This is a genomic window from Bradyrhizobium sp. CCBAU 051011 (assembly GCF_009930815.1).
Lineage (GTDB): Bacteria > Pseudomonadota > Alphaproteobacteria > Rhizobiales > Xanthobacteraceae > Bradyrhizobium.
In genome coordinates this window covers 7,002,508-7,028,990 of sequence record NZ_CP022222.1, presented here as the reverse complement: position 1 = coordinate 7,028,990, position 26,483 = coordinate 7,002,508, and the positions used below count along the sequence as shown (strand labels likewise).

Below are 26,483 nucleotides of genomic sequence, written 5' to 3'. Positions count from 1 at the left end.
GCATGGGCCGACGGCGAAGTGCCTCGCCTGATCGTAGAGACCGCTTCCTAATCCAATGTTGCTCCAGCGTCACGATCTCCTTCAAGGTTTGCGCCGCGGTATGGTCTCGCGATTAGGTCAACCGAACTTCCAATTCCAGCAAGGCGGCACCGGCCGATAATATCAAAGATACGCTGTGTAGGAGTTGGTCCAAACCAGGATCGACATGAGCAGGAATTACGGTGACGGTGCACTTAATCCGGTTGAAGATTGCTCGTACCGCGCATTTAAGTGCACCGTCACCGTAGTTCCTGTCGGCACCTGCCGCATGGCGCCGTCGTCAATAATGCCTTGCGTGTAAAAGGCGTCTCGAACCTGCGCGTCATCGACGCGTCAGTATTCGCTGGAATCCCTTAGGTAATGACCAACGCCGCCACCATTGCGCTGGCCGAGAAGGCGAGCGAGCTGGTGCTCGCAGGGTAAATGGCCAAACAACGCACCGCCGAAGCTCGCGGGCCACAGGCAGAACGCCTTCGCCTCCTTCAACGCGCTTGATCGCCTTCAATTTTGTAAGCCGTCGGAAAGTGACGGATCGTCCCTCTTGCTGCCACAGGTCATTCTGCCTGTCACAGAAATTATCGTGTCTCATTCAGGGGTGCAGTCCAGTGCGCTTGATCCGGTCGAAGGTTGCTCGCATTACGCATTTAAGTGCACTGTCACCGTAATTCCAAATGGTATCTCTAAGCTCATCCGGCGGCTGGCTTGCCCAACTTCTGCAAGTGGTATTAACTTATGGTTGTTATAGATCCGCGGGGTAAATTATGAATAGATCCATATATGCGATAGGAACATTTGTCCTTGGTCTCGCCTCTTCCACGGAGGCCGAAGCGTGCCGCTTTTCATACACATCTGATCGTTGGTGGCATACTGGCGGGTACAAAGTGTGCGTGACTAAGAACAACTATCCCAACAGAACGGTGCGTGTGACGTATGTAACGCAGCCGCCCCAAGGAGATTATCCGAGCGTAACCCTTGCCCCTGGTGATGAAGGTCGTCTCCGATATTGGCCCGAAAATGTGGACGCTCGATGCGTGCTAATTAAGTGCGAATTTGCGGATGGTAGACCTGAACCGCGGCAGGGATATCGGCCCGTTAAGTCAACAAAAATCGTGAAATAGCTCGCTATAGGGAGCGATCGATGTCATTCAGATTTCCGATAATAGTACTGGCTCTTCTGGGCGCACTTCATGCGTCGGCTGTAGCTCAAACAACAACAATCCAACGTGGCGATGGATCAACCACAACAATTGATACGAAATCGCGAGATACCCAAGTTATTCATTCCTCAGGTGGGGGACGCACGGAAGGCTCCAGTATGTCGCACAAGGAGATCGTGAAGCAGGAGCAGAGGCCGGACGATCGGAGCGTCAAGACAAAGAAGTAGTCGGCCAGCCCGCAATTTTCGTGTGCAATTATTCATGGAGGGTGGAATGCGCTTGATGCTAGCTGTTGCTACCTTGACGGTTTTCACAATCAGCGAAGTTGAAGCGCAACAAACTAGGTCAGCTGTTGGGAGGGCATCCAAAACTACTACACGTCATTCGGATGGATCCACGGAGGTGGTTTACCCCAACGGCCGGCACGAGTTTTACAATCGAGACGGTACGCCACGAGGAATAAATAGGAGCTGCAGCAGCAGCACCTTCGGATTATCGGCCACATGCAGTTATTGGGGACCGAATAGTTACGGTGGGCGCTGAAGGCTGAGTGGGAATCTACGACCGCCCCAAAAGCACGCACGGTTCCACTCGGTCTTTCTCCGAATTACGGTGACAGTGCACTCAATTGCACTTCGCCAGCGCCAGATTAAGTGCACTGTCACCGTAACGCACTGTCACCGTAATTCCCTATCAGTAGGACCCACGGTCATCGTGGATGCGGCACGCGGAGCATGCCAGAGACTGGCGCGAGACGGTCGTTTTAGTCGTGGCACTTCAGGGAAACGGCGGGAGGTCAGAACATCCGACCGGGCAGTTGTTTGCAAAGTCCATGGTGAACTAGCTCGGCCTTCCCGATAACAATGAAATTGTCAATCTTGCCCGTGTAGCGGTTGATCGTAATGCGCTCGCGATGCCGCAAGGCTCCCATTTGATACTCGGTTTCTGCTTCGATTTGCTCGTCGGTTACGACGGCCGCAAATTCAGCCCCCAAACCCTCTTTCTTGAGACGGCCCGCCCGACCTTGCAGTACTTCCACCGAGATCAACTTTGATCCCGACGTTGGGCTCGTTCTCATCGTTGCGACATCCAAGGTGGATAACCAATCACACTGAAGGCGCAAGGCCGGATTGTTTTGACCGACGCCATCGCTGGATAGGTTAATCATCAGAAACACGCTCAGAGCGACAACTGATCCTGCCCGGTTCATAGGCTCGCCCCCAAATTTCCCGGATCAAAGAATGGCTGAACGATGCACCGGTTGTCCATAGCGCCATAGCGGCTTAGCCCCGGCGCGCGCTCGTGCTCCGTGCGTCGCGTGAAGGCACGAGCGCGCATCGGCGCGCGGCGTCAACGCAGCGGCTCTCCGAGATAGAGTGTTACCGGTGCGTCCTGCACGATGGAGCAGGCATCTTCGCGGTTGATCTTGGTGCGCACCATGGTCACTGCCTTCGCTATTCGGTCGAACGTCAGCGTTTGGCGCACGCACACGTCGGGTAACGCCTCGGCAACCACGCTCTGGGCATCGAGCTTCGTGATGCGGAACGACTTGCTATACGAGGATAGCCAAGGTTGGTCGCTCAGCGACATCACGTCGGCTTGGTAGAGATCGCAGTTTCTCTCGGAGGCATCGCAGATAATATCGACCGTGTTGACTTTGTTGGCCAAGTTTGCGCCTCGCCAGCTACCCTTCGCGCTGAGATACGGTAGCTGCGGGTCGGTCAGTTTGTCATTGAAGCGGAAGTTTGTGCTGGCGCGAACGTCCGGCACGGTAAGCCCCCGCGCATACCAGCCCGCAATACTACCGATCACGAGTCCTAAGAGCAGCCACAGTCCCGGTTTCATTGCCGTCCCCCACGTTCCCCGACGACAAGGGTATCTTGTCGTCGGCGCGGATGCAGGTTGTTTCCGCGCGGACCCACAGTCCCGCGGGCGCAGCACGGGACCGAACCGACAACAGGCGGCAGCGCGGTCAGGAATTGCGTCGAGGCCGTAGGAAGGCCGCACAGCGCGGCTGCAGCCGGGCGCAGGCCGCGCCAGCGCAGCAGGGTGTGAAAACTAGGGCCTATCGGCCCGGCGCGTTCGGGCGGGTCTTCCATTCGTCCAGCAGAAATCGAAGAATGCCTTTATTTTCTGGTACTTCCGCCGTTCTCAACAGGCAGGAAAAACGGCTAGACATCAAGTCGTGTGGTCCTGGCATCCGTGGCTGATGTCAAGCCAGCGGAAACGCGTCGGCCCGACTGGGCTTGGACAAAGTAAATCCGACGCCGCTTGGCACTAGCCCGGCTGTAGGGCTCCAGCAGGAGCGCTAACGCCCCCTTGCCCTCGCCCTCCGGTTGCGGTTGGATAAGGACGGGTCCGGGGAAGCATTAATGCGTAAGCTGACAACGTCGACGGCTGCACTGATCTTTGCGATTTGCATCTGCACAGGTCCAGCAAAGGCCGACTGCAGCCACGCCATATCATCATATAACTTGGCCATCAGCGAGATCGAAACTCTACTGAAGCGTTACACGCGTTGCCTCAGCACGAGCAAAGGCGACGACGATTGTTCGTCGGAGTTTCGGCGGCTGCGATCCGCTCAAAGTGATTTCGAATCGGCGGGTATCAGAATATCAATCTTATTGTCGACGATAGGTCGAGAGCTTTGACGATTGCGTGCGAAACTCGATGATTTTTCGGAGAATGTGAGTGGGCGAGGCAAAACGGCGCGCAGGCAAGGATCCCTCATATGGGAAGCCAAAGCGTGGACTCATCGTCAGCTGTCCCATGCAGATCGAAGGCACTCGGCTCTCGATCAAATCTACCTCGTTGGATGCTCAAGAACTTCGAAGCTCACTGATCTACTTCGACAAACTGGCGTGGCCAACGAACAATGCAATTCACGTTGGTGGGAGTGGCCCCGACGTTGACTTCTTGTCAGCGGCCAAAGTCCTCGAGCTACCGAATGTCTTCCTAAGTGGTTCATTTGGAGTCGAAGTCTTAATTCTTGCCCAAGCTCAGGCTCTTCGAGATTTAGACGAAAAGAATCCAGGCACCTGGGCAATTGCTCAAGGCGAGAACTCCTTACTTGTAAAAGATGGAACCCTTACAGACAAAGGGGGCCTAGCGCTCGAACTCTATCGCGCGGTTCCTGTGCCGGATAAAGAAGTCCCCCTAAACGAGATCCTTGAGTTTCGCCTAAAGCGCTATGACGAGCTGCAAGCCCTGAGAAATGAGATCGACCGGCTTGTGTCAGAAGTAAATGCGAGCGAGGATCCTAAGGCAACACTCGAAGAAGCCCTACTTCGCATAGATGAGGGGTGCTCAGCTGCTATCCGGGTATGCTCGGAATGGCAGTTCCCTGTTCGACTTTCGAGCTTGAAGACCTCATTTGATCTGAAGCCATTCGCGATCGTGAGAGATGGGCTTGCCGCTTATGTGGCGCAACAGCACTTGGCACAACAGCGGCGCTGACGGCAGCGCTTGTAGGGTCTGCGGCATCAGCGTCAGCAACTTCCTTGAAAATCACACCCGATTGGGGCTGGCGAGGTCTGAGAGACAGGACCAACCCGTATCGATACGTTTCCAGCTTTCACAAAGAGCTCTTTTGAATTCACATGCCCGAGCGCGCTCTAGCTATCTCGCGCGTCTGGCGCCTATAAAACCGTACATCGCTGCGGTTGAAACCGTAAAAGTCATCCCTCCCATTACGGTGACAGTGCATTTAATTCTGTCTTTCTCGCTGAGCGACTTGCCCCGCGCGCCCAAGCGAATTTGTCCAACCAGATCAACCTGATGCTACCCGTCCAGCCGTAACCGAAAAAATATTCTGCTTCCATCCTCGCCCAAATCACCGCTATCACTTCGGCCATCCACCCCGGCAAGAGGGGCGTATCGCGATCGTCACGGACGCGGGGTTGGATGCGGTGGACGCAGCGGCGTCGGGCGCGATCGTGGTCGCAGGGCGGGTTCTCCCGTGAGTGATCTTACGCCAGCGCAGACGACCGGCGTTTCAAGGCTCTCGCCAGAACTTCGCACCGGCATTCGCCGATCGGAGTGAAGGGTGAGGGCGCTGCGTACGGCGAAGTCGCGTGGTTCTGGCATCCGTGGCTGATGTCAAGCCAGCGGAGACGCGTCGGCCCGACCGGGCTTAGACAAATCTCAATCCGCTGGTGACGGTGACAAAAAGGAATTCGTCGCCGGGAAGAGCGCGTTATAAGCCGTAAAGCCATTGCGCAGGGAATGCCGGATTGCCTCCGCTGAACCTGTATGCTCGTGTGCGTTTCCTTCTACCCATTGCACGCGAGACCGCGGGTGCAGCGCGCACCCGGCATTCCCTGCTCCCTCTCTTTCGGAGGGAACCAAGGCCAAAGCTCGGGCAGGTCATGCCGCGAGATCGCGGACGCATATTCCGCACGACTAGCCGGCTGTGACAGGTTAATACCCGGTTTGGCTACCCATTAAGCTTTTCACTTAAGGCTGTCTCAATCCGCAATAATTATTGAGTATCTGTAAGACAGCGAATTTCGTTAAGACAGTCGCGGGTTGCGACGCTATTCGTCGATTTGGGGAAATTGAACCGCATGTGCGGCATTGTCGGCATTCTTGGAAAAGCTCCGGTCGCGGAGCTTCTGGTAGATTCACTCAAGCGGCTTGAATATCGCGGCTATGACTCCGCTGGTGTCGCCACGCTGGAAGGCGATCACCTCGAACGCCGCCGCGCCGAAGGCAAGCTGAAGAACCTCGAAAAGCGGCTGGATGCAGAACCGCTGAAGGGCCATACCGGCATCGGGCATACCCGCTGGGCAACGCACGGCAAGCCGACTGAGAACAACGCGCATCCGCATGCGACCGAACGCGTCGCTGTGGTTCACAACGGCATCATCGAGAACTTTCGCGAGCTGCGCGAGGCGCTCGAGAAGAAGGGGACGGTCTTCAAGACCGAAACCGATACCGAGATCGTTTTGCACCTGGTCGACAGCCTGCTGCAGCAGGGCATCAAGCCGGTCGAGGCGGTGAGGGCGGCGCTGTCGGAATTGCGTGGCGCGTTCGCGCTCGGCTTCATCTTCGCCGGCGACGACGACCTGATGATCGGCGCCCGCAACGGCCCGCCGCTGGCGATAGGTCATGGCGACGGTGAAATGTATCTGGGTTCGGATGCGATCGCGCTCGGTCCGTTCACCGACATGATCAGCTATCTCGAAGACGGCGACTGGGTGGTGCTGACCCGCAAGGGCGCGACCATCTACGACAAGAACAATGCGATCGTGCACCGCGACGCGGTCAAGCACAGCGCCTCGACCTCGCTGGTCGACAAGGCGAACTACCGCCACTTCATGGCCAAGGAAATCCACGAGCAGCCGGAAGTGGTCGGACACACCCTCGCCAGATACATCGACATGGCGAGCGAGCGCGTGATGTTGCCGGTCAAGCTGCCGTTCGACTTCAAGGATATCCAGCGCATTTCGATCACGGCCTGCGGTACCGCGAACCTTGCCGGCTACGTCGCCAAATACTGGTTCGAGCGGCTGGCGCGGGTGCCGGTCGAAATCGATATCGCATCCGAATTCCGCTACCGCGAGGCACCCTTGCGCAAAGGCGATCTCGCGATCTTCATTTCACAGTCCGGCGAGACCGCCGACACGCTGGCCGCGCTGCGCTACGCCAAGGCGCAGGGCGTTCACACCCTGTCGGTGGTGAACGTGCCGACCTCGACGATCGCGCGCGAAAGCGAAACCGTGCTGCAGACGCTGGCCGGTCCCGAAATCGGCGTCGCTTCGACCAAGGCCTTCACCTGCCAGTTGATGGTGCTGGCCGCGCTCGCGGTCGCTGCCGGCAAGGCACGCGGCGAATTGTCCGACGAGGACGAGACCAAGCTCGTCCATGGCCTGGTCGAGATTCCGCGCCTGATGGCGGCGGCGCTGACCATCGAACCGCAGATCGAGAAGCTGGCGCGCGACATCTCGAAATCAAAGGACGTGCTCTATCTCGGCCGCGGCACCAGCTATCCGCTGGCGCTGGAAGGTGCGCTGAAGCTCAAGGAAATCTCCTACATCCACGCCGAGGGCTATGCCGCCGGCGAACTCAAGCATGGGCCGATCGCGCTGATCGACGAAACCATGCCGGTCGTGGTGATCGCGCCGCATGACCGGGTGTTCGAGAAGACCGTCTCCAACATGCAGGAAGTCGCGGCCCGCGGCGGCAACATCATCCTGATGACCGATGCCAAGGGGGCGGCGGAAGCCACCATCGAATCGCTTGTTACCATCGTGCTCCCGGACATGGCGGCGACGTTCACCCCGATGGTCTATGCCATCCCGGTGCAGCTGCTGGCCTATCATACCGCCGTGGTGATGGGCACGGACGTGGATCAGCCGCGGAATCTCGCCAAATCGGTAACGGTCGAATAGAGCGTTTTCCAGCGAAGTGGACCCGGTTCGCGTTAAGAAAACGCGTCAAAATAAGGAATCTAGAGCCCCGTTTCGATTCAATCGAAACGGAAAAGGCTCTAGTCAAGTCCCTCGGCTGTCATGCCGGGGCTTCAAAAACCTGCTAGGATGGCTTAGCTGGGATAGGCGCGATCAGCAAAAGTGGACCCCGGTTTTGCGTCCGATCGCGCCCGAATATCGAGTCCGGCTGCTCCGACCTGGAACCACGATGAACCGCGAAGAACTGCCCCCGACCGCGCCCCCGGACGAACCCGTGCCGGAAGGCCATCACGCCGGGCTAGTGGCCCGTTTTCGGAACTACTTTCTGACCGGACTGATTGTCGCAGGCCCGGTCGCCATTACCCTCTATTTGACCTGGTGGTTCGTGAACTGGGTGGACAGCATCGTCCGTCCGTTCGTGCCGACGGCCTACCGGCCGGAAACCTACCTGCCGTTCGGACTGCCCGGCTCGGGGCTGATCGTCGCCGTGGTCGCCCTGACGCTGCTGGGCTTCCTCACCGCCAATTTGATCGGACGGACGCTGGTCGATCTCGGCGAACGGCTGCTCGGCCGCATGCCTGTGGTGCGCGCGATCTATCGCGGCCTGAAGCAGGTATTCGAGACGCTGTTCTCGGGCAAGGGCTCGAGCTTTCGCAAGGTCGGCCTGGTCGAATTTCCCTCGCCCGGCATGTGGTCGATCGTTCTGATCTCGCAGTCGCCGAGCGTGAACATCGCCAGCCAGCTTCCCGGCCAGGAGGAGCATATCTCGGTGTTCCTGCCCTGCGCGCCGAACCCAACCACCGGTTTCTTCTTCTACGTGCCGAAGAGCAAGATCATCGAAGTCGACATGAGCACCGAGGACGCCGCGACCCTGATCATGTCGGCGGGCGTGGTGCAGCCCGGCTCCGATCCACAGAAGCGCAACGCCGCGCTGGCCGGCATGGCGAACGCCGCGCGCGTGGCGAATTCCGCCGCCGCGCTGCAGCCGGCTCCGGCAAAGGTGAAGGTGGAGTAGGGCGCGGCACCTGCGACGCTCCCTCCGCCGTCATTGCGAGCGAAGCGAAGCAATCCATCTCGCGCATCAAGAAAGAATGGATTGCTTCGCTGCGCTCGCAATGACGGATAGATAGGCTGAACTTATGACGCAGAAGATCGAAGGCATCATTCCCGTGATGATCACGCCGTTCACCGCGAACGGCGCGATCGACTATCCCGGCCTTGGCCGGCTGGTGGAATGGTACATCGACAATGGCTCGGACGCGCTGTTTGCGGTCTGCCAGTCCAGCGAGATGCAGTTTCTCACGCTCGACGAACGCGTCGAGCTCGCCGCTTTCGCCAAGAAGGCCGCCGCAGGCCGCGTGCCGGTGATCGCTTCCGGCCACATCAGCGAAAGCCTGGATGACCAGCTTGCCGAGCTGACCGCGATTGCCGCAACCGGCGTCGACGGCATGGTGCTCGTCACCAACCGCCTCGACGCCAAGCGGGAAGGTGGCAGCAAGTTCATCGACGACCTGACCTGGCTGCTCGACCGGCTGCCGAAGCAGCTTCCGCTTGGACTCTACGAGTGCCCGGCGCCCTATCGCCGTCTGCTCAGCGACGACGAACTGAAATTCTGCGCTAAAAGTGGCCGCTTCGTTATCCTCAAGGATGTCTCCTGCGACCTCGAAACGGTCAAGCGTCGGGTGGCGCTGACCAGGGATACGCCGCTTGCCATCGTCAACGCCAATGCGGCGATTGCCTTTGACGCGATGAAGGCCGGCTCGCGCGGCTTCACCGGCGTGTTCACGAATTTTCATCCCGATCTCTACCAGTGGCTGATGACCGAGCACATCAGCCATCCGGAGCTGGCGGATGAACTCTCGGTCTATCTCGCGCTATCAGCGATGGCCGAACCGATGGGCTATCCGAAGCTCGCAAAGCTCTATCACCAGCGCCTCGGCACGTTCGCCTGCACCGACAGCCGCGCCGTCACCTTCGATATCCACGAAAAATTCTGGGCGCTGGAGGCGCTGATCGACAAAATCGTCGAGGGCACCGAGCACTACCGGCGCCGCATTGCCGACGTCGCGGCGCGTCATCCCGCGCCGATCAGCGGCACGGCTTCGTCGCGTTCATACAGGTAAAGCAGGCAGCGCAGCGCCTCGCCGCGCTCACCCCTGAGCTTCGGATTGTCCTTCATGATCCGCAGCGCCTCGTCGCGGGCTTGCGTAATGAGTTGGGCGTGCACATCTGAGCGGGCGATGCGGTAGCCGGGCAGGCCGCTCTGGCGGATGCCGAGCACGTCGCCTTCGCCGCGCAGCTTCAGATCCTCCTCGGCGATCCGAAAACCGTCGGTGGTCTCGCGGATCACCTTCAGCCGCGCCTTCGACATTTCGCCGAGCGGCTCCTTGTAGAGCAGGAGGCAGGTAGACGCCTCCGAGCCGCGCCCGATCCGGCCGCGCAACTGGTGCAATTGCGCCAAGCCGAAGCGCTCGGCGTTCTCGATCACCATGATGGTCGCGGCCGGGACGTCGACGCCGACCTCGACCACCGTGGTCGCCACCAGGAGCCCGATCTCGTGCGCGGCGAATTGCGCCATCACGCGGTCTTTCTCCGCGCCCTTCATCTGGCCGTGGACGAGACCGACCTTGTCGCCGAAGCGTTGCTGCAGTTTCTCAAACCGCTCCGTCGCGTTGGTGAGATGCTCGGTACCTTCAGCCTCGGATTCCTCGACCAGCGGACAGATCCAGTAGACCAGCGTGCCTGATTTCAGCGCACGGCCGACGGCGTCAACGACCTCGTCGAGCCGGCTGGCCGGGACCGCACGGGTGTCGATCGGCTGCCGGCCGGCCGGCTTCTCGCGCAGTTCGGAGACGTCCATGTCGCCGAAATAGGTGAGCACCAGCGTGCGCGGGATCGGCGTCGCGCTCAAGACCAGCACGTCGACAGCCTCGCCCTTGTTGGTCAGCGCGAGCCGTTCGCGCACGCCAAAGCGATGCTGTTCGTCGACCACTGCCAGCGCCAGCGCCTTGAAGATCACGTCGTCCTGGATCAGCGCATGCGTGCCAACCAAAAAGTCGATTTCGCCGGCTTCGAGTCGCGCCAGAATCTCGCGCCGCTCCTTGCCCTTCTCGCGGCCGGTCAGGATGGCAACCCGCAGGCCGGCGCGTTCGGCCAGCGGCGCTATGGTCTTGATGTGCTGGCGGGCGAGGATTTCGGTCGGCGCCATCAGCGCAGCCTGCTTGCCGGCTTCAGTCACAGCAGCGGCTGCCAACAGCGCCACGACCGTCTTGCCGGACCCGACATCGCCCTGCAGCAGCCGCAACATCCGCACCGGCTGCAGCAAATCCGCGGTGATGGCCGCGACCGCCTCGCGCTGTGACGACGTCAGCGCATAGGGCAACGCGTCGATGATCTTGTGGCGCAGATGGCCGTCGCCGGCGTTGCGGTCGCCGGCCGGACGCCGGAGTTGCGCACGCACCAGCGCCAGCGCCAATTGACCGGCCAAGAGTTCGTCGAAAGCGAGCCGTGACCAGAACGGGCCATCAGGCAAAATGTCCGTGAGTTCGACCGGAACATGCACGCGGTTCAGCGCTTCCCGGATCGGCGGAAAGCTGCAGCGGCGGATCACCTCCGGACTGATCCATTCCGGCAATTCCGGCAGCTTCTGCAGCGCCTGCGCGATCGCGCGGCGTAGCGATCCCAGCGCGAGGCCCTCGGTCAGCGGATAAACCGGGTCGATGCCGGACAATTTTGAAAACGTCGCTTCATCCACCACGCGGTCGGGATGCACGATCTGCGGAATGCCGTCATACATCTGCAGCGTGCCCGATACGTAGCGCTTCTCGCCGACCGGCAGCAGCTTTTCGACATAACCAGGCTTGGCGCGGAAGAACGTCAGCACCACGTCGCCGGTATCGTCAGAGGCATAGACGAGATAGGGCGCGCGGGCATTGCGCGGCGGAGGTGGCCGGTGGCGGTCGACGGTGACTTCCAGCGTCACCACGGTTCCCTGCGCCGCCTCGCGGATCTTGGGCCGCGCCCGGCGGTCGATCACGCTCGCCGGCAGGTGCAGCAAGAGATCGACCAGCCGCGGCGTCTCATCGCGGTCGAGCAGATACCGCAGCAACTTGTCCTGCTTCGGCCCGACGCCTGGAAGGCTCGTGACCGGCGCAAACAGCGGATTGAGCAGGGTGGGGCGCATATCGAAACCTAAGACCGTTTCGCGCCGTCATGCGCGGGTTTGGGCGGAACGTCCACGGCTTTTTTTCGAGACGGCCTTTCAAGGCGATGCGGTCGACGCCGGCCTACTTGGCCGGTTTCAACAGCGTCGCAATCAACACGAGAACAGAACAAGCCAGCCAAAGATAGTACCCCGGTCCAAAGCCGCACACCGTCGCGTTTCCTCCACCGTCCATCCATACAGAGGTGAAGGAAAAAGCAGTGACGACGATGAGCGCGACGGCCGCTAATGCAAAACTCAGATTTGCGGCTCGGCGTAGTCTTCCTAGCGCCGCAAAAAGCATCAACGGATTTGCAATCCATCCGAACTGCCCATCGAGGACGCCGAGCGGTCCAATCAAGAGAAGCTCCCATCCCCGCGTCCACTGGTGCGCCTTGCACACGAAATCCTCGCGAAAAAATCTACCTCCCGAAACGGAGGGCGAGAAGAGTGAGAGGACGAACAGGGCGAGAGCTATCCAGAGAAGTATCCGTATGATTTGCGTGCGACGAGCACCAGTCCGCATCAATTTAGTCTTTCAGTCCTTTATAAGCCGCTACTCGTTTCACCAGATCAATAGCAATTTGCTGCTGCATCACTTGATGCGCGCCAATCAACTGATTGGTCCGATAAACCGAGAGTCGTCAAAACTTCGCTTATCAAAGGCTCAACGCCGAACTCCGCAACCGCACCGGCGTCTACGTGGACGTATGGCCCCATTTCTCGATAGTGATCGATCGCGTGTTGGAGCTCAAGAAACAAGACCACTCGTCCCGTGGGTAGCCTGAGAAGCATTCCGCGAGCTGGACCCAGCTGATCCTCCCAACTCTCGACCTCAAAACCAAGTGACTGCGCGATCTCCGAGAGGCGCATTTGAAAGCGCATATGGCAAAATCGGTGTTAGGGAACCGATAGTCGTAAACTTGTACTACGTTCGTCATTGTACAAACCGTACGTTCCACGGGACCTATTGCTACACCGCGCGATTGCACTTCTCCAGGAACTGCACTCCGGCACTGTCACTAACCTATACTACGATGCCCGGAAGGAGTCGCCCTTGAACCGCTTCACCGGCCGCCCACGCTCGAGGCGGTCATGCGCTGCATGCGCATCGTTCCGGGCGGTGATGGCTTCGAGCTCACCCTGCAGCCGGAGCAGCGCCGCCATCCGCTCCAGGGCCAGCGCCTTGTTGCGATGCTGCGAGCGCTCCTCCCGCGCGACGACCGAGAGCCCGCTGGCGATGTGCGTGGCGCGCACGGCGCTCTCGGTCTTGTTCTGATGCTGGCCGCCAGGGCCGCCGGCCCGGAAGGCTTCGAAGCGGACATCCTGCGCTGCGAACGCCTTCGGAGCTTCCGGCGGCGCCGGAAGCTCGAACACGCCGATGAACCAGTTCTTCCGCTTGTGATGCGGCCGGACCGGGCTCTGCGCCACCCACTGGATAGCGCCGATCCACGGCCGCGCGAACGCGGCCGCGGCCTCGCCGTGGACCAGAACGATGGCCGAGCCCGGACCATGTCTGTCCGGGCTCGGGCCTTCTACGCAGTCGGTTTCAAGCCCGAGCGCAGCAGCTTCGGCCGCGAGCGTTGCGACGGCTTTCCGGACCGCGATCCGGCATTCCGCCGGACCGCGGCCGCTGGTGAAGAGAAGACGGATCATCGGCGGTCCTCCTTCCAGGATTTCTCCCGTCGGGCGGCGCTGCTCGCCACATTGGATTGCGCCTTCTTGAACGTCACGAGCGGCCGGAGCGTCGCCACCACCCGCGCCAGGCCAAACTCGACGAGGTCTTCGATGACGCGTTCGATGTTCTTGTAGGCCTCGGGCGCCTCCTCCGCGAGCAGGCCACGATCGCCGCAGACGACGATGCCGCCATAGGGATTGCGCTCCAGTCGCGCCACGTCGGACCTCTTGACCCTGATACGGCCGTGCATGGATGCGCGATCGTATTTGCGGCCTGCGCCATGCGCGAGGGAGGCGAGAGCTTCGGTCTGCATCGCCGCCAGCGGCTCCACCAGATACGACAGCGTGCCGCGCGATCCCGGCACCGGTACGAGGCCGCGATCGGAAGCCGCTGCGCCCTTTCGATGCAGCGCCAACACGTTGCCACCCGCATCGGCCTGACGCTCGACCATGTTGTGCGCCAGATCGTTGACAGGACGCAGGTCCGCACGCGCAGTGGCCGCAGCGCGTTCCGCGATGATGCGGCGGTTGAGCCTGGCCCACTGCACGGCGTGATCATGCGCATCCATGTACGCGCTGCCGGCTTCGCTCGCGGGGTCAAGCGCCGCCTGGCCGTTCCGCATCTCTCGCTCCAGGATCGAGAAGCCGAGGCCGCGCGAACCGGAATGGATCAGAACATAGGCATGGTCGCGGTCGAGCCCGGCCTGCGCGGCGATGTCAGGCTCAAGGATTTCCTCGATCGCCTGGATCTCGCAGAAGTGGTTGCCGCCGCCGATGCTGCCGAGCGAAGCATCGAAGGCGGTCGCGCGAAGACCGGCGTCGGTCAGAACGCTGCTCGTATCGCCGTCCCATGGCTGATCGAGCGCGTGCAAGCGCCCGGCCAGTTGGTCGAGCCGAAGCTTGCGCGCGGCGATATCGAGTTCAAACAGGCCCATGCCGCAGCCGATGTCGGAGCCGACCAGTTGCGGATGAATGTGATCCGACAGCACAGCGCAGCCCACGGGGCCGTATTTGCCGGGATGAAGGTCCGGCATCGCGGCGACCGCGCGGACGCCGGGCAATCCGGCGACCTGTTGCAGTTGCAGCGTAGCGTTGCCCTCGATCCAGGACTTGGACGAGGCGAAGACGTGGATCGGCGCGCAGCCGTCCACTTTGGGAGAAGTGCCCATTGAAAGACTTTCTGGAGATTTGAGAATCGTCGACGCGCGCAAACGCAACGATCGTTGGCTTTAAGCGCGCGAGTTCCCAAGCGGCGGGCTAACGCACGCGCTCTTAGGCGATGCCCTCGACGGGGCGGCGAGACATCAACGTCATCGAGCCTTCTCCCTGATGATCGTGCCAAAATCGGCCACCGATCGCGGCAGACACATAGCGGCGAAATGCAAAAGCTGCAACCCCCGCGCGGCGAAACCGCAGCGATGCGGCAACCCAAGGGCGCAATGAAGTGCCTCGCGAGCGGTGCACGTCCACTTTCGCATGGATCTGTGGGCGAAACGCTACTGACAATCCCGGGTACGGGGACTATATCAACCTCGCCCGGCACGTCCGGGCTTTTGGCGTTCGGATGGGACAGAGAAATGACGGGTACGACACGGTCGAGCGGTGGCCTGGATGACCGCCGCAAGCGGCTTTTATTTCGCTGCTGGCATCGCGGTACCCGCGAAATGGATCTGATCCTCGGACGCTTTGCGGATGCCGAGATATCAGAAATGCGAGATGACGAACTGGCCGAACTTGAGCGCCTGATCGAGGTACCCGATCCCGATCTCTATGCCGCGCTGATCGGCGACAAGCCGCTCGATCCGGAATATGCGACCGCGCTTTTCGAGCGTATCAAGGCGTTTCGCGCCGTGGATCACGACGCATGAAGGCATCAGTCAAATCGCCCGCGACGCTGCTGGCTCCCGGCCGCGCGCTGACCTTTGCCAACGTTGCCGAAGGCGCGGAAGGGCTGGTCGTCTCGGACCTCGCGCGTGCGGTGGCGGCCCGGCCGAAACCGCCGGCGGTCAGCCTTGCGGTGGTCTGCCGCGACGGCCCGCGCATGCAACAACTGGCGCGGGCGCTGGAATTCTTTGCGCCCGATCTGCCGGTGATGCAGTTTCCGGCCTGGGACTGCCAGCCCTATGACCGGGTGTCGCCGCATGGCGGCGTCCTGGCGCAGCGCCTGACCACGCTGGCGCGACTGTCGCGCCTGCAGGGCAGCGACAAGCCGCTGATCGTGCTCACCACCGTCAATGCCATCGTGCAGCGCGTGCCGGCGCGCGAGGTGGTGGCGGCGCAGGCGCTGTCGGTCGCGCCCGGCCATGTCGTGCCGATGGATTCGATCGTCGCCTGGCTGGAGCACAATGGCTACAACCGCTCCTCGACCGTGCGCGAGCCCGGCGAATACGCGGTGCGCGGCGGCATTCTCGATCTGTTTCCGGCCGGGCTCGATCAGCCCGTGCGGTTCGATTTCTTCGGCGACAGCCTGGAATCGATCCGCACGTTCGATGCGGAAACCCAGCGCACGCTGCTCGACATGCGCGCGCTCGACCTGGTGCCGATCTCCGAATTCCAGCTCGTTACCGAGACCATCCGCCGCTTCCGCATGGGGTATGTCGCGACCTTCGGCGCGCCGGAGCGCGGCGATCCGCTCTATGAGGCCGTCAGCGAAGGCCGTCGCCATCCCGGCATGGAGCATTGGCTGCCGCTGTTCCAGGAACGGATGGATACGCTGTTCGACTATCTCGATGGCGCGCCGGTTGCGATCGAGCCGCAGAGCGAGGATGCTGCGCGCGAGCGCTTCAAGCAGATCCAGGACTATTACGAGGCAAGGCGCGAGGCGTTGGAGCATCCAGGGTCCGGCGCGATCTACAAGCCGTTGCCGCCGGACCGGCTCTATCTGACGGAAACGGAATGGACGACGCGGCTGAACGACGCCGCACTAGCGCGGCTGACACCGTTTGCCGTACCTGACGGCAGCAGCGACGTGTTCGACGCCGGCGCGCGGCAGGGCCGCAATTTCACGCCCGAGCGCGCCGATACTTCCATCAACGTGTTCGAGGCCGTGGTGGCGCATGTGCTGGCCCTGCAGGCGCAGCGCAAAAAGGTCGTGATCACGCTGTGGAGCGAAGGCTCGCGCGACCGCATGGCCAGCATGCTCAGAGATCACAAGCTTGCCAATATCACCAGCGTCAACACCTGGCGCACGGTGCAGGCGACGCCGCGCAACGAGGCCATGCTGGCGGTGGTCGGCATGGAGAGCGGTTTCGAGACCGATGAGTTCGCGGTCATCACCGAACAGGACATCCTCGGCGACCGCCTGGTGCGCCAGCGCAAATCAAGCCGCAAGCTCGACAACTTCATCTCGGAAGTCACGAGCCTTTCGACCGGCGATCTCGTGGTGCATGTCGAGCACGGCATCGGGCGCTTTGTGGGTTTGCAGACGATCGAGGTCGGCGGCGCGCCGCATGACTGTCTCGAACTGCATTATGCCGCGGAAACGAAGCTGTTCCTTCCGGTCGAAAATATCGAGCTGCTGTCGCGCTACGGGTCCGAGCAGACCGGTGTGGAGCTGGACCGGCTGGGTGGTGGTGGCTGGCAGGCGCGCAAGGCCAAGCTCAAGAACCGCATCCGCGAGATCGCGGGCGAGCTGATCAAGATTGCCGCGGAACGCCAGTTGCACGAAGCGCCGAAAATGCCGGTGCAGCCGCATGTCTATGACGAATTCTGCGCGCGCTTCCCCTATGAGGAAACCGAGGACCAGCTTGGCGCCATCACCTCCACGCTTAAGGATCTCGAAAGCGGCCGTCCCATGGACCGGCTGATCTGCGGCGACGTCGGTTTTGGCAAGACCGAGGTGGCATTGCGAGCGGCGTTTGCCGTGGCGCTCGACGGCAAGCAGGTCGCTGTCGTGGTGCCGACCACGCTGCTGGCGCGGCAGCACAGCAAGAATTTTGCCGAACGCTTCAGAGGCTTTCCAGTCAATGTCGCGCAGGCCTCGCGTCTGATCCCGGCCAAGGAGCTGACGCAAACCAAGAAGGGGCTCGCCGAAGGCAATGTCGATATCGTGGTCGGCACCCACGCACTGCTCGGCAAGTCGATCAAGTTCCGCGACCTCGGATTGCTGATCGTCGACGAAGAACAGCACTTTGGCGTCAGCCACAAGGAGCGGCTGAAGCAGTTGCGGGCGCAGGTGCATGTGCTGACACTGAGCGCCACTCCGATCCCGCGCACGCTGCAGCTTGCGCTGACCGGCGTGCGCGACCTCTCGATCATCGCCTCGCCCCCGGTAGACCGCCTCGCGGTGCGTACCTTCGTGGCCCCGCACGATCCCCTGATGATCCGCGAAGCGCTGCTCCGCGAACGCTACCGCGGTGGACAGGCGTTCTACGTCGTGCCGCGGATCGAGGATCTCGCCAGCGTGAAAGACTTCCTCGATAAGAACGTGCCCGAGATGAAGGTCGCCGTCGCGCACGGCCAGATGCCGCCGACCGTGATCGAGGACATCATGTCGGCCTTCTATGACGGCAAATACGACATCCTGCTCTCGACCACCATCATCGAGTCCGGCCTAGACATCCCGAACGCCAATACGCTGATCGTGCACCGCGCCGACATGTTCGGCCTGGCGCAGCTCTATCAGTTGCGCGGGCGGGTAGGGCGCTCGAAACTGCGAGCATATGCGCTGTTCACGCTGCCGACGCAGCAGAAGATCACCGGTCAGGCCGAGCGGCGGCTGAAAGTGCTGCAGTCGCTGGAAACGCTCGGCGCCGGCTTCCAGCTTGCGTCGCACGACTTGGATATCCGCGGCGCCGGCAATCTGCTCGGAGAGGAGCAGTCCGGCCACATCAAGGAGGTCGGCTTCGAGCTTTATCAATCGATGCTGGAGGAGGCGATCCTCAACCTCAAGGCCGGCGTGGCGGAGCCTGCCGCAGACCGCTGGTCGCCGCAGATCACCATCGGCATGCCGGTGCTGATCCCCGAGGATTACGTCAACGACCTTGCGGTGCGGCTATCGCTGTACCGGCGGCTGGCCGATCTCGACACCGACGAGGAGATCGACAATTTCGCCGCGGAGATGCGCGACCGCTTCGGCGTGCTGCCGGATGAGGTGCGCTATCTGTTCAAGGTCGCCGCGATCAAGGCCTATTGCCGCAGAGCCAATGTCGAGAAGGTCGATGCCGGGCCTAAGGGCGCGGTGATCTCGTTCCGCGACAACAGCTTTGCCCAACCGGAACGCCTGGTAGCCTTCATCCGCCAGCACGGCCAGGCCGCGAAAGTGCGGCCGGACATGAAGGTGGTGTTCCTGCAGGCATGGAAGACGCCGGAAGAGCGGCTGATGGGCACGACCGAGATCTTGCGGCAGCTCGCCAATCTCGCGGAAAGCAAGAAGGCGGCGTAAGCGGGAGCTCTCTTCCTGTCATTGCGAGAAGCGACGAAGCAATCCATCTGTCCTCATGCGCGGAGGGATGGATTGCTTCGCGGAGCCTGTCATCGGGCGGCGCTTCGCGCCGACCCGCTGGCTCGCAATGACGGGGATAGATCGGGCGCTTGCTCTAAGATGCCGCGCGTTGCGCACCTTCCTGCAGCCGTGACCGCAATGACTTCGCGGAATCGTTCGGCAGCAGCGTGGCGACCGTAACTGAAGGCTCCGACCGTGCGTCACGCTGGCCGTGACTGGTATGGCGCATCACGCTCGACAGCCGCCGGGCGACGGCATGGGCCGTCTTAAGGTCGGCCTCGGCAAACACCACGACCACCGAGCCGTCGTCCTGCGCGGCGCCAAAATCCATTTGCCGCATCAGGCGGCTGATGATCCGCGCGCCATCGAATTGCGCGCGCGGATGATCGGGGTCGAACGCAAAGCGCGCGACCGACAATCCGCCGCCGCGCTGCTGGGTCTGGTAGATGGCGCTGGCAAAGTCGCGTTCGAAGGCTTCCGCCGTGAGCAGACCGGTCCGCGCGTCGATCAGGCCGTCGGCGTCGATTGCCTTCAGCGTGCGGCTCAGATGCGCTTCGAAGGCGTGCTGGCGGATCAGCGGCAGCACCGTCGTTGCCACCTGGGCCGCATCGCCGGAAACGATTTCGAGGTTCGCCAGATCATAGGCCGGCGCCAGATCGCCTGCGGTCACGACGACGGGGAGATTGCGGAAACGGGAGTCCTCCGTCAGCACGGTGAGGAAGGCATCGACGACCCGCAGGCTGAATCCTTCGCCGAGCACGATGCCGTCGATGTCTCTGGTGTTGAGATGCTTCGCAGCCGCCTCGATCGAGAGCGCGCCGACCACGCCGCTGCGCTCGCCAAGCGCGACCGACAGCGCGGGATAGGCGCCGCCGCGGCCGATCAGCAGCACGGTAGCATCGCGCGCCGGGTCGATCTGTGACAGCGTCATCGGCGCTGCCGGCACCAGCCGGCGCATCACGGTTGCATGCAACGCCCGCACGCGCAGCACGGCCCGCAGGCGGGCCATCAGCCGGTCGCAGCCAGCTTGTTGGGTGTGGGGGACGTGGTTCTGAAGGACTTGGCTCTGAAGGACTTGGCTCTGAAGGACTTGGCTCTGAAAGAAGGGAATGACGTTGTCGGGATAGGCCATCTGCGGGTCCACCGCGATCAACGGCAGATAAGGCTGTCGCGCCGCGACCCGCGCGGCCAACTCCGTCAGTCCGGCAGCGTCGGTCTGCGATGCCGCGGCCAGCACGGCGGCCGGCTGGACCTGCTCGACCGCGCGCGCCGCGTCCGCCCATCCGGTCTCGACCACGGGAAACAGCCCTGCGCCATCCAGCGTGGCGGCAAAAGACGGCCGGCTCGCGCTTGATACGACGAGGATCGGACCTTGCTGGGACATTTGCGGACTCGGATAAGGCGCGAAACAGGAAGCCGCGATCCTAGTTTGCCCCGCTTAATGCGGCGTCAACGGACGCCCGCCGCCGGCGTCTCAGGCGGCGTTGCTCCGATCCCGAAATGCTTCCACCATCAAGGGGTTAAGGCCAAGTTCTGTCAGCGCGTCCCGAGCGCGCGCGTTGTCGAGGGCGCGCCCCGCCAGCCGGTGGCCGCTGATACGGTCCGGCAACGCGGTCAGAAGCGCACCCTGGCCGAGCCGGCGCGCCCATTCTTGGAGGTCCTGCGCCAGGAACCGGTAGCCGCCGACGGCCATGACGCCGGACGGCGGCGCCGTGATATGGACCGCACCGGTCACGCGGTCGAGTCGCGAGGCGTAGTCCGTGTCGACATAGTCGCGCGGCGGCGCCGCGATCAGGGAGTCGCTCGGCGGCGGAGGGGGCGCATAGGCTGCGACCGGCACCATCGGCCCGCGCAATCCTAACGTGCCGCGCGGCGTCACGAGGATTTCGCCCGCGATCGACGATCCCGGCAGATCGCGCGGCGCGCCGTGCGGGCCAGGCTTGATCAGGGCCGGCGAGCCATCCTCGGCGATCCGGCGCGCGCCGAACAATCCGGCCTCGCCGAATAGATAGACATCCGTCAGCGTCGCCTGTTGCGCGGTCCAGCATGCGCTGGAGCCGACCTGCTCTGGCGTGCGCCACAGGCCGATAACATTGCGCAGGCTCGGCATCCGCGCGGCGAGGTCCAGTTCGTCCAGCCGCAGCGCCAGTTGAGCAGGTGCAATCAGCGTGTCGCAGGCCTGTTCGTTGATCTGCTGCTCCAGAACCTCATCGTCGAAGGGGTGGTGCAGCACCAATGTTCCGCCCGACAGCAGCCAGATCGCCAGCGAGGAGGCGAGGCCGGCAAACGACATCGGCGAGAACGCCGACAGGATGGTGGCGCCCTGCGGCACGTCGCTTTCGAGCGACATGGAAAGCCCACCCGCAATCAGGCCGAGATGGGCGCGCGGGACCGGCCGGAAGCCGTCTGCGGTGACATCGAATGAAATCAGCGCCGCCTTGCGGCCGTCCTGGACCACGGCGCGCGTGGTCGGAGATTCCCGGAAGATGGCATTGTCGAGCGAGGCCATGCCTTCCGGCAGGTCGCTGCCGAAGCCGCAGACATGGCGGATCGAGAACGCTTCGGCGGCGGCGTTCATGGCGATGTCCGAATAGACCACGCCGTCGACCTTGCCCGAAGTCACGATCGCCCGCGCGGCGGTGCGGTTGAGGGCCATCGTCAATTCCGACTGCCGCCAGAGCAGGGGCAGCACTGCAACGACAAGACCTGCGCGATAGGCGGCGAGCACGGTGACCGCGAATTCGATGGTGTTCGGCAGTTGAACCGCGATCACGGAATTGGACGGCAAGCCCGACTCGATGAAGTGCGCGGCCAGCGAGGAGATCATACGGTCGGCCTGCGCAAAGCTAAGACGTTTCGGCGGCTGGCCGGTGATGCGTGGCTTGTTGGGGGGATCAACCAGCGCCAGCGCGTCCGGCTGCCGTGCCAGGTTCCGTTTGAATAGCGTATCGAGCGTCGGCGAAGCGGTCGGCTGGGTCACGGCGTTACTTCGGCTCTATCACGAGGGTTGCGTCGGTTGGGCAAGATACTTGGCAAGATACTTGGGTACGCAACTAAATTCACTTCGCTTCCGGCTTCTGCCACCAGGTTTCCGGCAGATAGCCCGTCAACGCGGTCGCCACAGGTTGTTCTATCCGATTCCAGCGCGCGATCCATTGCTCCTGCACGTTAAACACCGGAATTGCGTAGAAGCCCGATATCAGAACGCGATCGAGCGCCCGCACCGCCGAGACGAAGGCCGGACGCTCACGCGCCTCGAGCAGCGTCCCGATCAGGGCGTCGATGGCCAGCTCCTTGGCTCCCATGTAATTTCGCGTGCCGGGAATGTCGGCGGCCTGACTGCCCCAGTAGAACGATTGCTCGTTGCCGGGGGACAGCGATTGATCCCAGCGGTTCTGCAGCATGTCGAACTCGTAGCCGAGCCGGCGCTGGTCGAACTGCACGGGATCGACGGCGCGAATGCTGACCTCGATGCCGGCGCGCTTGAGGTCGCGCTGATAGGACAGCGCGATCCGCTCCTGGTCGCGCGTCGTTACCAGGATTTCGAAGGTGAGCGGCGTCCTGGTCGAACGCTGCCGCAGCACGGCTCCATCGAGATCGTAACCGGCCTCCGACAGCAAGTTCAGCGCCTGGCGCAACGTCGTGCGATCGCGGCCCGATCCGTCGGTGACGGGCAGGCGATAGGTGCCGTCGAGAATATCGGGGCGGATGCGCTCGGCGAACGGTTGCAAGAGTTCGCGCTCGCGCGCGTCGGCCGGACGGGTGTAGGCGGAGAGTTCGGATCCCGCGAAGAAGCCCGGCGTGCGGGCATAGAGCCCGAAAAAGTAATTGCGGTTGACCCACTCGAAATCGAACAGCAGCGTCAGCGCCTGCCGCACGCGGATGTCGGAAAACTGCGGGCGCCGCGTGTTGAACACCAGGAATTCCGACGGCTGTGGCATTCCGGGCTTGATGGTGTCGCGGATCACTTCGCCATTGCGGGCTGCCGGAAAGTCGTAGCCCTCGTGCCAGCGCAGCGGTTCGTATTCGACGCGAAAATCGTAGAGGCCGCGCTTGAACGCCTCGAACAGGCCGTTGGACTCGCGGTAGAAGTCGAGCCTGATCTCGTCGAAGTTCCATAGGCCCCGATTTACAGACAGGTCGCGGCCCCAATAGTCGGGATTGCGGGTCAGCGTAACGCTGGCTCCCGGCTTGACGGCGGTGACGCGATAGGGACCGGAACCGACCGGCCCGGTCATCGTGGTTTCCTCGAACGTGGCGGGATCGACGGCATGCCTAGGCAGGATCGGCATCAAGCCGAGGATCAGCGGCAGTTCGCGGTCATTGGCGCCGCCGAAATCGAAGCGCACCGTGAGCGGGTCGAGCGCCTCGGCCTTTGCGACCTTGGAATAATACTGGCGGTGATTGGGACGGCCCTTGTCGCGCAGCAAGGTCCATGAAAACAGCACGTCCTCTGTCGTAACCGGCTTGCCGTCGGCGAAGCGCGCTTTGGGATCGAGGCGGAAGGTGACATAGCTGCGCGCATCGTCGGTCTCGACGCTCCTGGCGAGCAGGCCATACAGCGTGAAAGCCTCATCATTGCCGCGTGCCATCAGGCTCTCGACCACAAAGCCCCTGATCTGCTGAACGGCGATGCCACGGACGATCAGGGGATTGAGACTGTCGAAAGTTCCAAGGACGCCCCAGACCAGCCGCCCGCCCTTCGGCGCATCCGGATTGGCATAGGGCATGTGGGTGAAATCGGCGGGCAGGGCGGGCGTCCCGTGCATCGCCAGTGCGTGGGTTTCGGCCGCCTTCGCACCGCTGAGCGGAGCCACACCCAGCGCGAGGGTGATACAGGTCAGCACACGCAGACGGATATGCCTAAAGGCGGTCATTGGCGGGCAGCGATTTGATTCGAAAATGCACACCGAAAAGCTTTACCATAGGCTTTGGCCCCGGCCTGCGGGGAATACCAAAGATGCTTGTCGGCATTGATCTTTTCGGCTGCCGCTGTATTGAAGGCGGGCAGTTGATGCCAGCGGGAACGCCTGTCACGTATCCGCCTCAATTGCCAACGAGATAGCCGCCTCAGCGCGGGTAGAGGTGTCGGCGTCTGCAGCGGTTTCGGACGCTCCGGTTCAGAAAGGGTTTTCCGCAATGAATTTCCGTATCTTGGCCGGGTCAGTCCGGCCGCGTGGGCAGATGTTGGCCCTGTTGGCGGCCTCGGCACTGTCGGCAACGTTGATTGCGTCGGGTGCGCAGGCGCAGGCACCAGCGCCGGCGCCCGCCGCGCCGAAAGCGGCTCCGAAGGCGGCTCCCAAGGCTCCCGCGCCCGCCCCGCAAGCCCCTGCGGCCGGTGCCCCCGCCGCCGGAGCCACCCCGCCGCAGGAACAGCAGGTTCAGCTGATCTACGCTCCCTGGACCAAGTTCTGCCTCAAGGGTCAGGAAGCCGGCGCCAAGCAGGTTTGCTTCACCGGCAAGGACGGCCGCATCGAGTCGGGCCAGCCCGTAATCGCCGCCGTCATCATCGAGCCGGAAGGCGAGCCGAAAAAGCTCCTGCGCGTGACGCTGCCGCTCGGCATGCAGCTCGTCCACGGCACGCGGATCATCGTCGATAGCAATGCGCCGATGCAGGGTCCCTACGTCATCTGCTTCCAGAACGGTTGCATGTCCGACTACGAGGCGACCCCTGAGCTGATCGCCAGCCTGAAGAAGGGCCAGAACCTCGTTGTTCAGGCGATCAATTCCAACGGTGCGCCACTGACGTTGCCGCTGCCGCTCGCGGGCGAATTCGCCAAGGCCTATGACGGTCCGCCGACCGATCCGAAGCAGTTCGAGGAAAACCAGAAGAAACTGCAGGAAGAGCTGCAGAAGCGGGCCGAAGAGCAGCGCAAGAAGCTGGAGGCGGCCCAACCGGGCGGCGCCAATCCGGCGGCGAAGTAACGGCCGCAGCCGTTCGACAAAACAAAAGGCGCCCCAACCGGGCGCCTTTTGTGTTTCCAGTCAGAGATGGCTCGGCGTTGACGCGTTTGCCTGGAGCAAACCAGTTTCCGCTTTTGCGCGAAACCGCGCTAGTTCAGCGACGGATTGCGCGGCCGGTAACCGCCCGACTTGTCCTTCACGAAGATCTCGGCCACCTGCGAATGCCGGATCGGTTCGCCGGAATCGTCCGGCAGCAGATTTTGCTCCGAGACATAGGCGACGTATTCGGACTCCGAATTTTCCGCGAGCAGGTGATAGAACGGCTGGTCCTTGTGAGGCCGAACCTCCTCGGGGATCGACAACCACCATTCCTCGGTATTGTTGAATTCCGGATCGATGTCGAAAATCACGCCGCGGAATGAGAACACCCGGTGGCGGACGATCTGCCCGATCTGAAATTTGGCGGTGCGCGCTTTGATCATGTCCCGTCGAATAGACCATGATTGTGGCCGATGCTAGGGGCAATAGAACGAGTTAACCTTTACGTATAGTGGCCATATCCGGCGCCATCCCCCCGAAATCACTGACGAAAAGACGCTTCCGAGATGGTCGATATCCTCAACCTCGCGCTCCCCTATTTTGGATTGATTTTTATCGGCTTCGCCTGTGGCAAGACCCGGGGGCTGCCGGAATCGGGCCTCAGCTGGATGAACTTCTTCCTGCTCTACGTCTCGCTGCCGGCGCTGCTATTTCGCATCATGTCGGAGACGCCGTTTTCCGAACTGAACAACCCGCCATTCTTGATCGCAACTACGCTTGCGACCGTCTGCGCCTTCGTCCTTGCCATGGTGGCTGGCCGGATCATCGGCGAATTGTCGCTGCGCAAGGCCACCATGGCGGGGCTTGCCGGCGCTTACGGCAATATCGGCTATATGGGCCCCGGGCTGGCGCTGGCGGTGCTTGGAGCCAAGGCGGCGGCGCCGACCGCGCTGATCTTCTGCTGCGACAGCATTTTTCTGTTCACGATCGTGCCGCTGCTAATGGCAGTGACCGATCGCAAACATCCGTCTTTCCTGCATGCTATTGGTGTAGCCGCGCGGCAGATCGTGCTCAATCCGCTGATCATGTCGGCGGCGGCGGGCGCGCTCACCGCGGCGTTGCACATCCAGTTGCCGGTCGCCATCGACAGGACGCTGCTGTTTCTGCAGAACGCTGCGGCACCGACGGCGCTGTTCGTGCTGGGCGTGACCGTGGCGCTGCGGCCGTTCGACCGCGTGCCTTGGGAGGTGCCCGGCGTGATCGCGATCAAGCTGCTGATCCATCCGCTAATCGTGTTCGCCCTGATGCTGCTGTTCGGCCCGTTCGCACAGCCCTGGGCTGCGACCGCCGTCCTGATGGCGGCATTGCCGCCGGCGCTGAACGTGTTCGTGATCGCGCGGCAGAACAACACCTGGATCGAACCGGCGTCCGTCGCCGTCCTGATCGGGACCTTCGCCTCCGTGGTCACGCTGACCAGCGTGATGTGGTTCATCCAGAGCGGACGGCTGGCGTTTCCGTAAGGCGTTGCGCGGGTGCTCGAAACGAAAATATCGAAAACAACCCCATGCAAAGTAGAATGGTACCCGGCTCGCAAAGACTTGCGCCGCCTGCGG

At 62.2% G+C, this 26,483-nt stretch carries 19 protein-coding genes; 9 read left to right on the top strand and 10 right to left on the bottom strand.

The window, feature by feature from the left end; translation table 11 throughout:
- Window positions 1-270 precede the first annotated feature (270 nt).
- A complete protein-coding gene (locus ACH79_RS45235; RefSeq protein WP_161854700.1) occupies window positions 271-396 on the top strand; it encodes a GMC oxidoreductase in 126 nt (41 codons plus the stop codon).
- A 1,596-nt stretch (window positions 397-1,992) separates the two neighbouring features.
- On the opposite strand, the gene ACH79_RS33085 is transcribed toward ACH79_RS45235, so the two are convergent.
- Both ACH79_RS33085 and ACH79_RS33080 read right to left on the bottom strand, forming a co-directional pair.
- Window positions 1,993-2,406 (bottom strand): hypothetical protein, encoded by a 414-nt coding sequence (locus ACH79_RS33085; protein WP_161854699.1) that lies wholly within the window; start codon window positions 2,404-2,406, stop codon window positions 1,993-1,995.
- A gap of 140 nt (window positions 2,407-2,546) precedes the next feature.
- Window positions 2,547-3,041, bottom strand: a complete 495-nt coding sequence (locus ACH79_RS33080; protein ID WP_161854698.1) for a hypothetical protein — start codon at window positions 3,039-3,041, stop codon at window positions 2,547-2,549.
- An 846-nt stretch (window positions 3,042-3,887) separates the two neighbouring features.
- Here ACH79_RS33080 and ACH79_RS33075 point away from each other — a divergent pair.
- From ACH79_RS33075 to ACH79_RS33060, 4 genes are all read left to right on the top strand, one after another.
- On the top strand, window positions 3,888-4,652 hold the full coding sequence (locus ACH79_RS33075) for a DUF6236 family protein (protein ID WP_210255649.1): 765 nt from the start codon (window positions 3,888-3,890) through the stop codon (window positions 4,650-4,652).
- 1,109 nt (window positions 4,653-5,761) lie between these two features.
- Window positions 5,762-7,588, top strand: a complete 1,827-nt coding sequence (gene glmS, locus ACH79_RS33070) for a glutamine--fructose-6-phosphate transaminase (isomerizing) (protein ID WP_161854696.1) — start codon at window positions 5,762-5,764, stop codon at window positions 7,586-7,588.
- Between the two features lie 247 nt (window positions 7,589-7,835).
- Window positions 7,836-8,621 (top strand): DUF502 domain-containing protein, encoded by a 786-nt coding sequence (locus ACH79_RS33065; RefSeq protein WP_161854695.1) that lies wholly within the window; start codon window positions 7,836-7,838, stop codon window positions 8,619-8,621.
- Window positions 8,622-8,745: 124 nt separating this feature from the next.
- Complete coding sequence (locus ACH79_RS33060) at window positions 8,746-9,729, top strand: dihydrodipicolinate synthase family protein (RefSeq protein WP_161854694.1); 984 nt, start codon at window positions 8,746-8,748, stop codon at window positions 9,727-9,729.
- On the opposite strand, the gene recG is transcribed toward ACH79_RS33060, so the two are convergent.
- The 4 genes from recG to ACH79_RS33040 form a co-directional block, all read right to left on the bottom strand.
- Window positions 9,681-11,789: an ATP-dependent DNA helicase RecG gene (gene recG, locus ACH79_RS33055; protein WP_161854693.1), complete on the bottom strand. Its 2,109-nt coding sequence runs from the start codon at window positions 11,787-11,789 to the stop codon at window positions 9,681-9,683. The genes ACH79_RS33060 and recG overlap by 49 nt on opposite strands.
- A gap of 103 nt (window positions 11,790-11,892) precedes the next feature.
- Window positions 11,893-12,168 (bottom strand): hypothetical protein, encoded by a 276-nt coding sequence (locus ACH79_RS33050; RefSeq protein ID WP_161854692.1) that lies wholly within the window; start codon window positions 12,166-12,168, stop codon window positions 11,893-11,895.
- A gap of 671 nt (window positions 12,169-12,839) precedes the next feature.
- Window positions 12,840-13,463 carry a peptide chain release factor H gene (prfH, locus tag ACH79_RS33045; protein WP_161854691.1) on the bottom strand — a complete coding sequence of 208 codons (624 nt, stop codon included), beginning with the start codon at window positions 13,461-13,463 and terminating at the stop codon, window positions 12,840-12,842.
- On the bottom strand, window positions 13,460-14,653 hold the full coding sequence (locus tag ACH79_RS33040; RefSeq protein WP_161854690.1) for an RNA ligase RtcB family protein: 1,194 nt from the start codon (window positions 14,651-14,653) through the stop codon (window positions 13,460-13,462). Before ACH79_RS33040 ends, prfH begins: the two co-directional genes overlap by 4 nt.
- A 408-nt stretch (window positions 14,654-15,061) precedes the next feature.
- On the opposite strand from ACH79_RS33040, the gene ACH79_RS33035 reads away from it, so the two are divergent.
- Together ACH79_RS33035 and mfd are read left to right on the top strand one after the other, a co-directional pair.
- A complete protein-coding gene (locus ACH79_RS33035; protein ID WP_161854689.1) occupies window positions 15,062-15,352 on the top strand; it encodes a succinate dehydrogenase assembly factor 2 in 291 nt (96 codons plus the stop codon).
- Window positions 15,349-18,867: a transcription-repair coupling factor gene (mfd, locus tag ACH79_RS33030; RefSeq protein WP_161854688.1), complete on the top strand. Its 3,519-nt coding sequence runs from the start codon at window positions 15,349-15,351 to the stop codon at window positions 18,865-18,867. Before ACH79_RS33035 ends, mfd begins: the two co-directional genes overlap by 4 nt.
- A gap of 154 nt (window positions 18,868-19,021) precedes the next feature.
- On the opposite strand, the gene ACH79_RS33025 is transcribed toward mfd, so the two are convergent.
- The 3 genes from ACH79_RS33025 to ACH79_RS33015 all read right to left on the bottom strand — a co-directional run bounded on the left by ACH79_RS33025 (window position 19,022) and on the right by ACH79_RS33015 (window position 23,804).
- A complete protein-coding gene (locus ACH79_RS33025) occupies window positions 19,022-20,311 on the bottom strand; it encodes a GGDEF domain-containing protein (RefSeq protein ID WP_161854687.1) in 1,290 nt (429 codons plus the stop codon).
- A 90-nt stretch (window positions 20,312-20,401) separates the two neighbouring features.
- Window positions 20,402-21,907 (bottom strand): class I adenylate-forming enzyme family protein, encoded by a 1,506-nt coding sequence (locus ACH79_RS33020; protein WP_161854686.1) that lies wholly within the window; start codon window positions 21,905-21,907, stop codon window positions 20,402-20,404.
- Window positions 21,908-21,986: 79 nt separating this feature from the next.
- Window positions 21,987-23,804: an extracellular solute-binding protein gene (locus ACH79_RS33015; RefSeq protein WP_161854685.1), complete on the bottom strand. Its 1,818-nt coding sequence runs from the start codon at window positions 23,802-23,804 to the stop codon at window positions 21,987-21,989.
- Window positions 23,805-24,066: 262 nt separating this feature from the next.
- Here ACH79_RS33015 and ACH79_RS33010 point away from each other — a divergent pair, with 262 nt between their 5' ends.
- The gene (locus ACH79_RS33010) at window positions 24,067-24,852 is read left to right on the top strand and encodes an invasion associated locus B family protein (RefSeq protein WP_161854684.1); all 786 of its coding nucleotides are present in this window, start codon (window positions 24,067-24,069) and stop codon (window positions 24,850-24,852) included.
- A gap of 128 nt (window positions 24,853-24,980) precedes the next feature.
- Here ACH79_RS33010 and hspQ read toward each other — a convergent pair whose 3' ends face one another.
- Complete coding sequence (gene hspQ / locus ACH79_RS33005; RefSeq protein ID WP_027537766.1) at window positions 24,981-25,313, bottom strand: heat shock protein HspQ; 333 nt, start codon at window positions 25,311-25,313, stop codon at window positions 24,981-24,983.
- Window positions 25,314-25,436: 123 nt separating this feature from the next.
- Here hspQ and ACH79_RS33000 point away from each other — a divergent pair, with 123 nt between their 5' ends.
- Complete coding sequence (locus ACH79_RS33000; RefSeq protein ID WP_161854683.1) at window positions 25,437-26,390, top strand: AEC family transporter; 954 nt, start codon at window positions 25,437-25,439, stop codon at window positions 26,388-26,390.
- The last annotated feature ends 93 nt before the right edge of the window (window positions 26,391-26,483 follow it).

Coding starts and splice junctions, on each gene's coding strand:
- ACH79_RS33085 (WP_161854699.1), bottom strand. CDS start 2,406: ATGAACCGGGCAGGATCAGTTGTCGCTCTGAGCGTGTTTCTGATGATT.
- ACH79_RS33080 (WP_161854698.1), bottom strand. CDS start 3,041: ATGAAACCGGGACTGTGGCTGCTCTTAGGACTCGTGATCGGTAGTATT.
- glmS (WP_161854696.1), top strand. CDS start 5,762: ATGTGCGGCATTGTCGGCATTCTTGGAAAAGCTCCGGTCGCGGAGCTT.
- ACH79_RS33065 (WP_161854695.1), top strand. CDS start 7,836: ATGAACCGCGAAGAACTGCCCCCGACCGCGCCCCCGGACGAACCCGTG.
- ACH79_RS33060 (WP_161854694.1), top strand. CDS start 8,746: ATGACGCAGAAGATCGAAGGCATCATTCCCGTGATGATCACGCCGTTC.
- recG (WP_161854693.1), bottom strand. CDS start 11,789: ATGCGCCCCACCCTGCTCAATCCGCTGTTTGCGCCGGTCACGAGCCTT.
- prfH (WP_161854691.1), bottom strand. CDS start 13,463: ATGATCCGTCTTCTCTTCACCAGCGGCCGCGGTCCGGCGGAATGCCGG.
- ACH79_RS33040 (WP_161854690.1), bottom strand. CDS start 14,653: ATGGGCACTTCTCCCAAAGTGGACGGCTGCGCGCCGATCCACGTCTTC.
- ACH79_RS33035 (WP_161854689.1), top strand. CDS start 15,062: ATGACGGGTACGACACGGTCGAGCGGTGGCCTGGATGACCGCCGCAAG.
- mfd (WP_161854688.1), top strand. CDS start 15,349: ATGAAGGCATCAGTCAAATCGCCCGCGACGCTGCTGGCTCCCGGCCGC.
- ACH79_RS33025 (WP_161854687.1), bottom strand. CDS start 20,311: ATGTCCCAGCAAGGTCCGATCCTCGTCGTATCAAGCGCGAGCCGGCCG.
- ACH79_RS33015 (WP_161854685.1), bottom strand. CDS start 23,804: ATGACCGCCTTTAGGCATATCCGTCTGCGTGTGCTGACCTGTATCACC.
- ACH79_RS33010 (WP_161854684.1), top strand. CDS start 24,067: ATGAATTTCCGTATCTTGGCCGGGTCAGTCCGGCCGCGTGGGCAGATG.
- hspQ (WP_027537766.1), bottom strand. CDS start 25,313: ATGATCAAAGCGCGCACCGCCAAATTTCAGATCGGGCAGATCGTCCGC.
- ACH79_RS33000 (WP_161854683.1), top strand. CDS start 25,437: ATGGTCGATATCCTCAACCTCGCGCTCCCCTATTTTGGATTGATTTTT.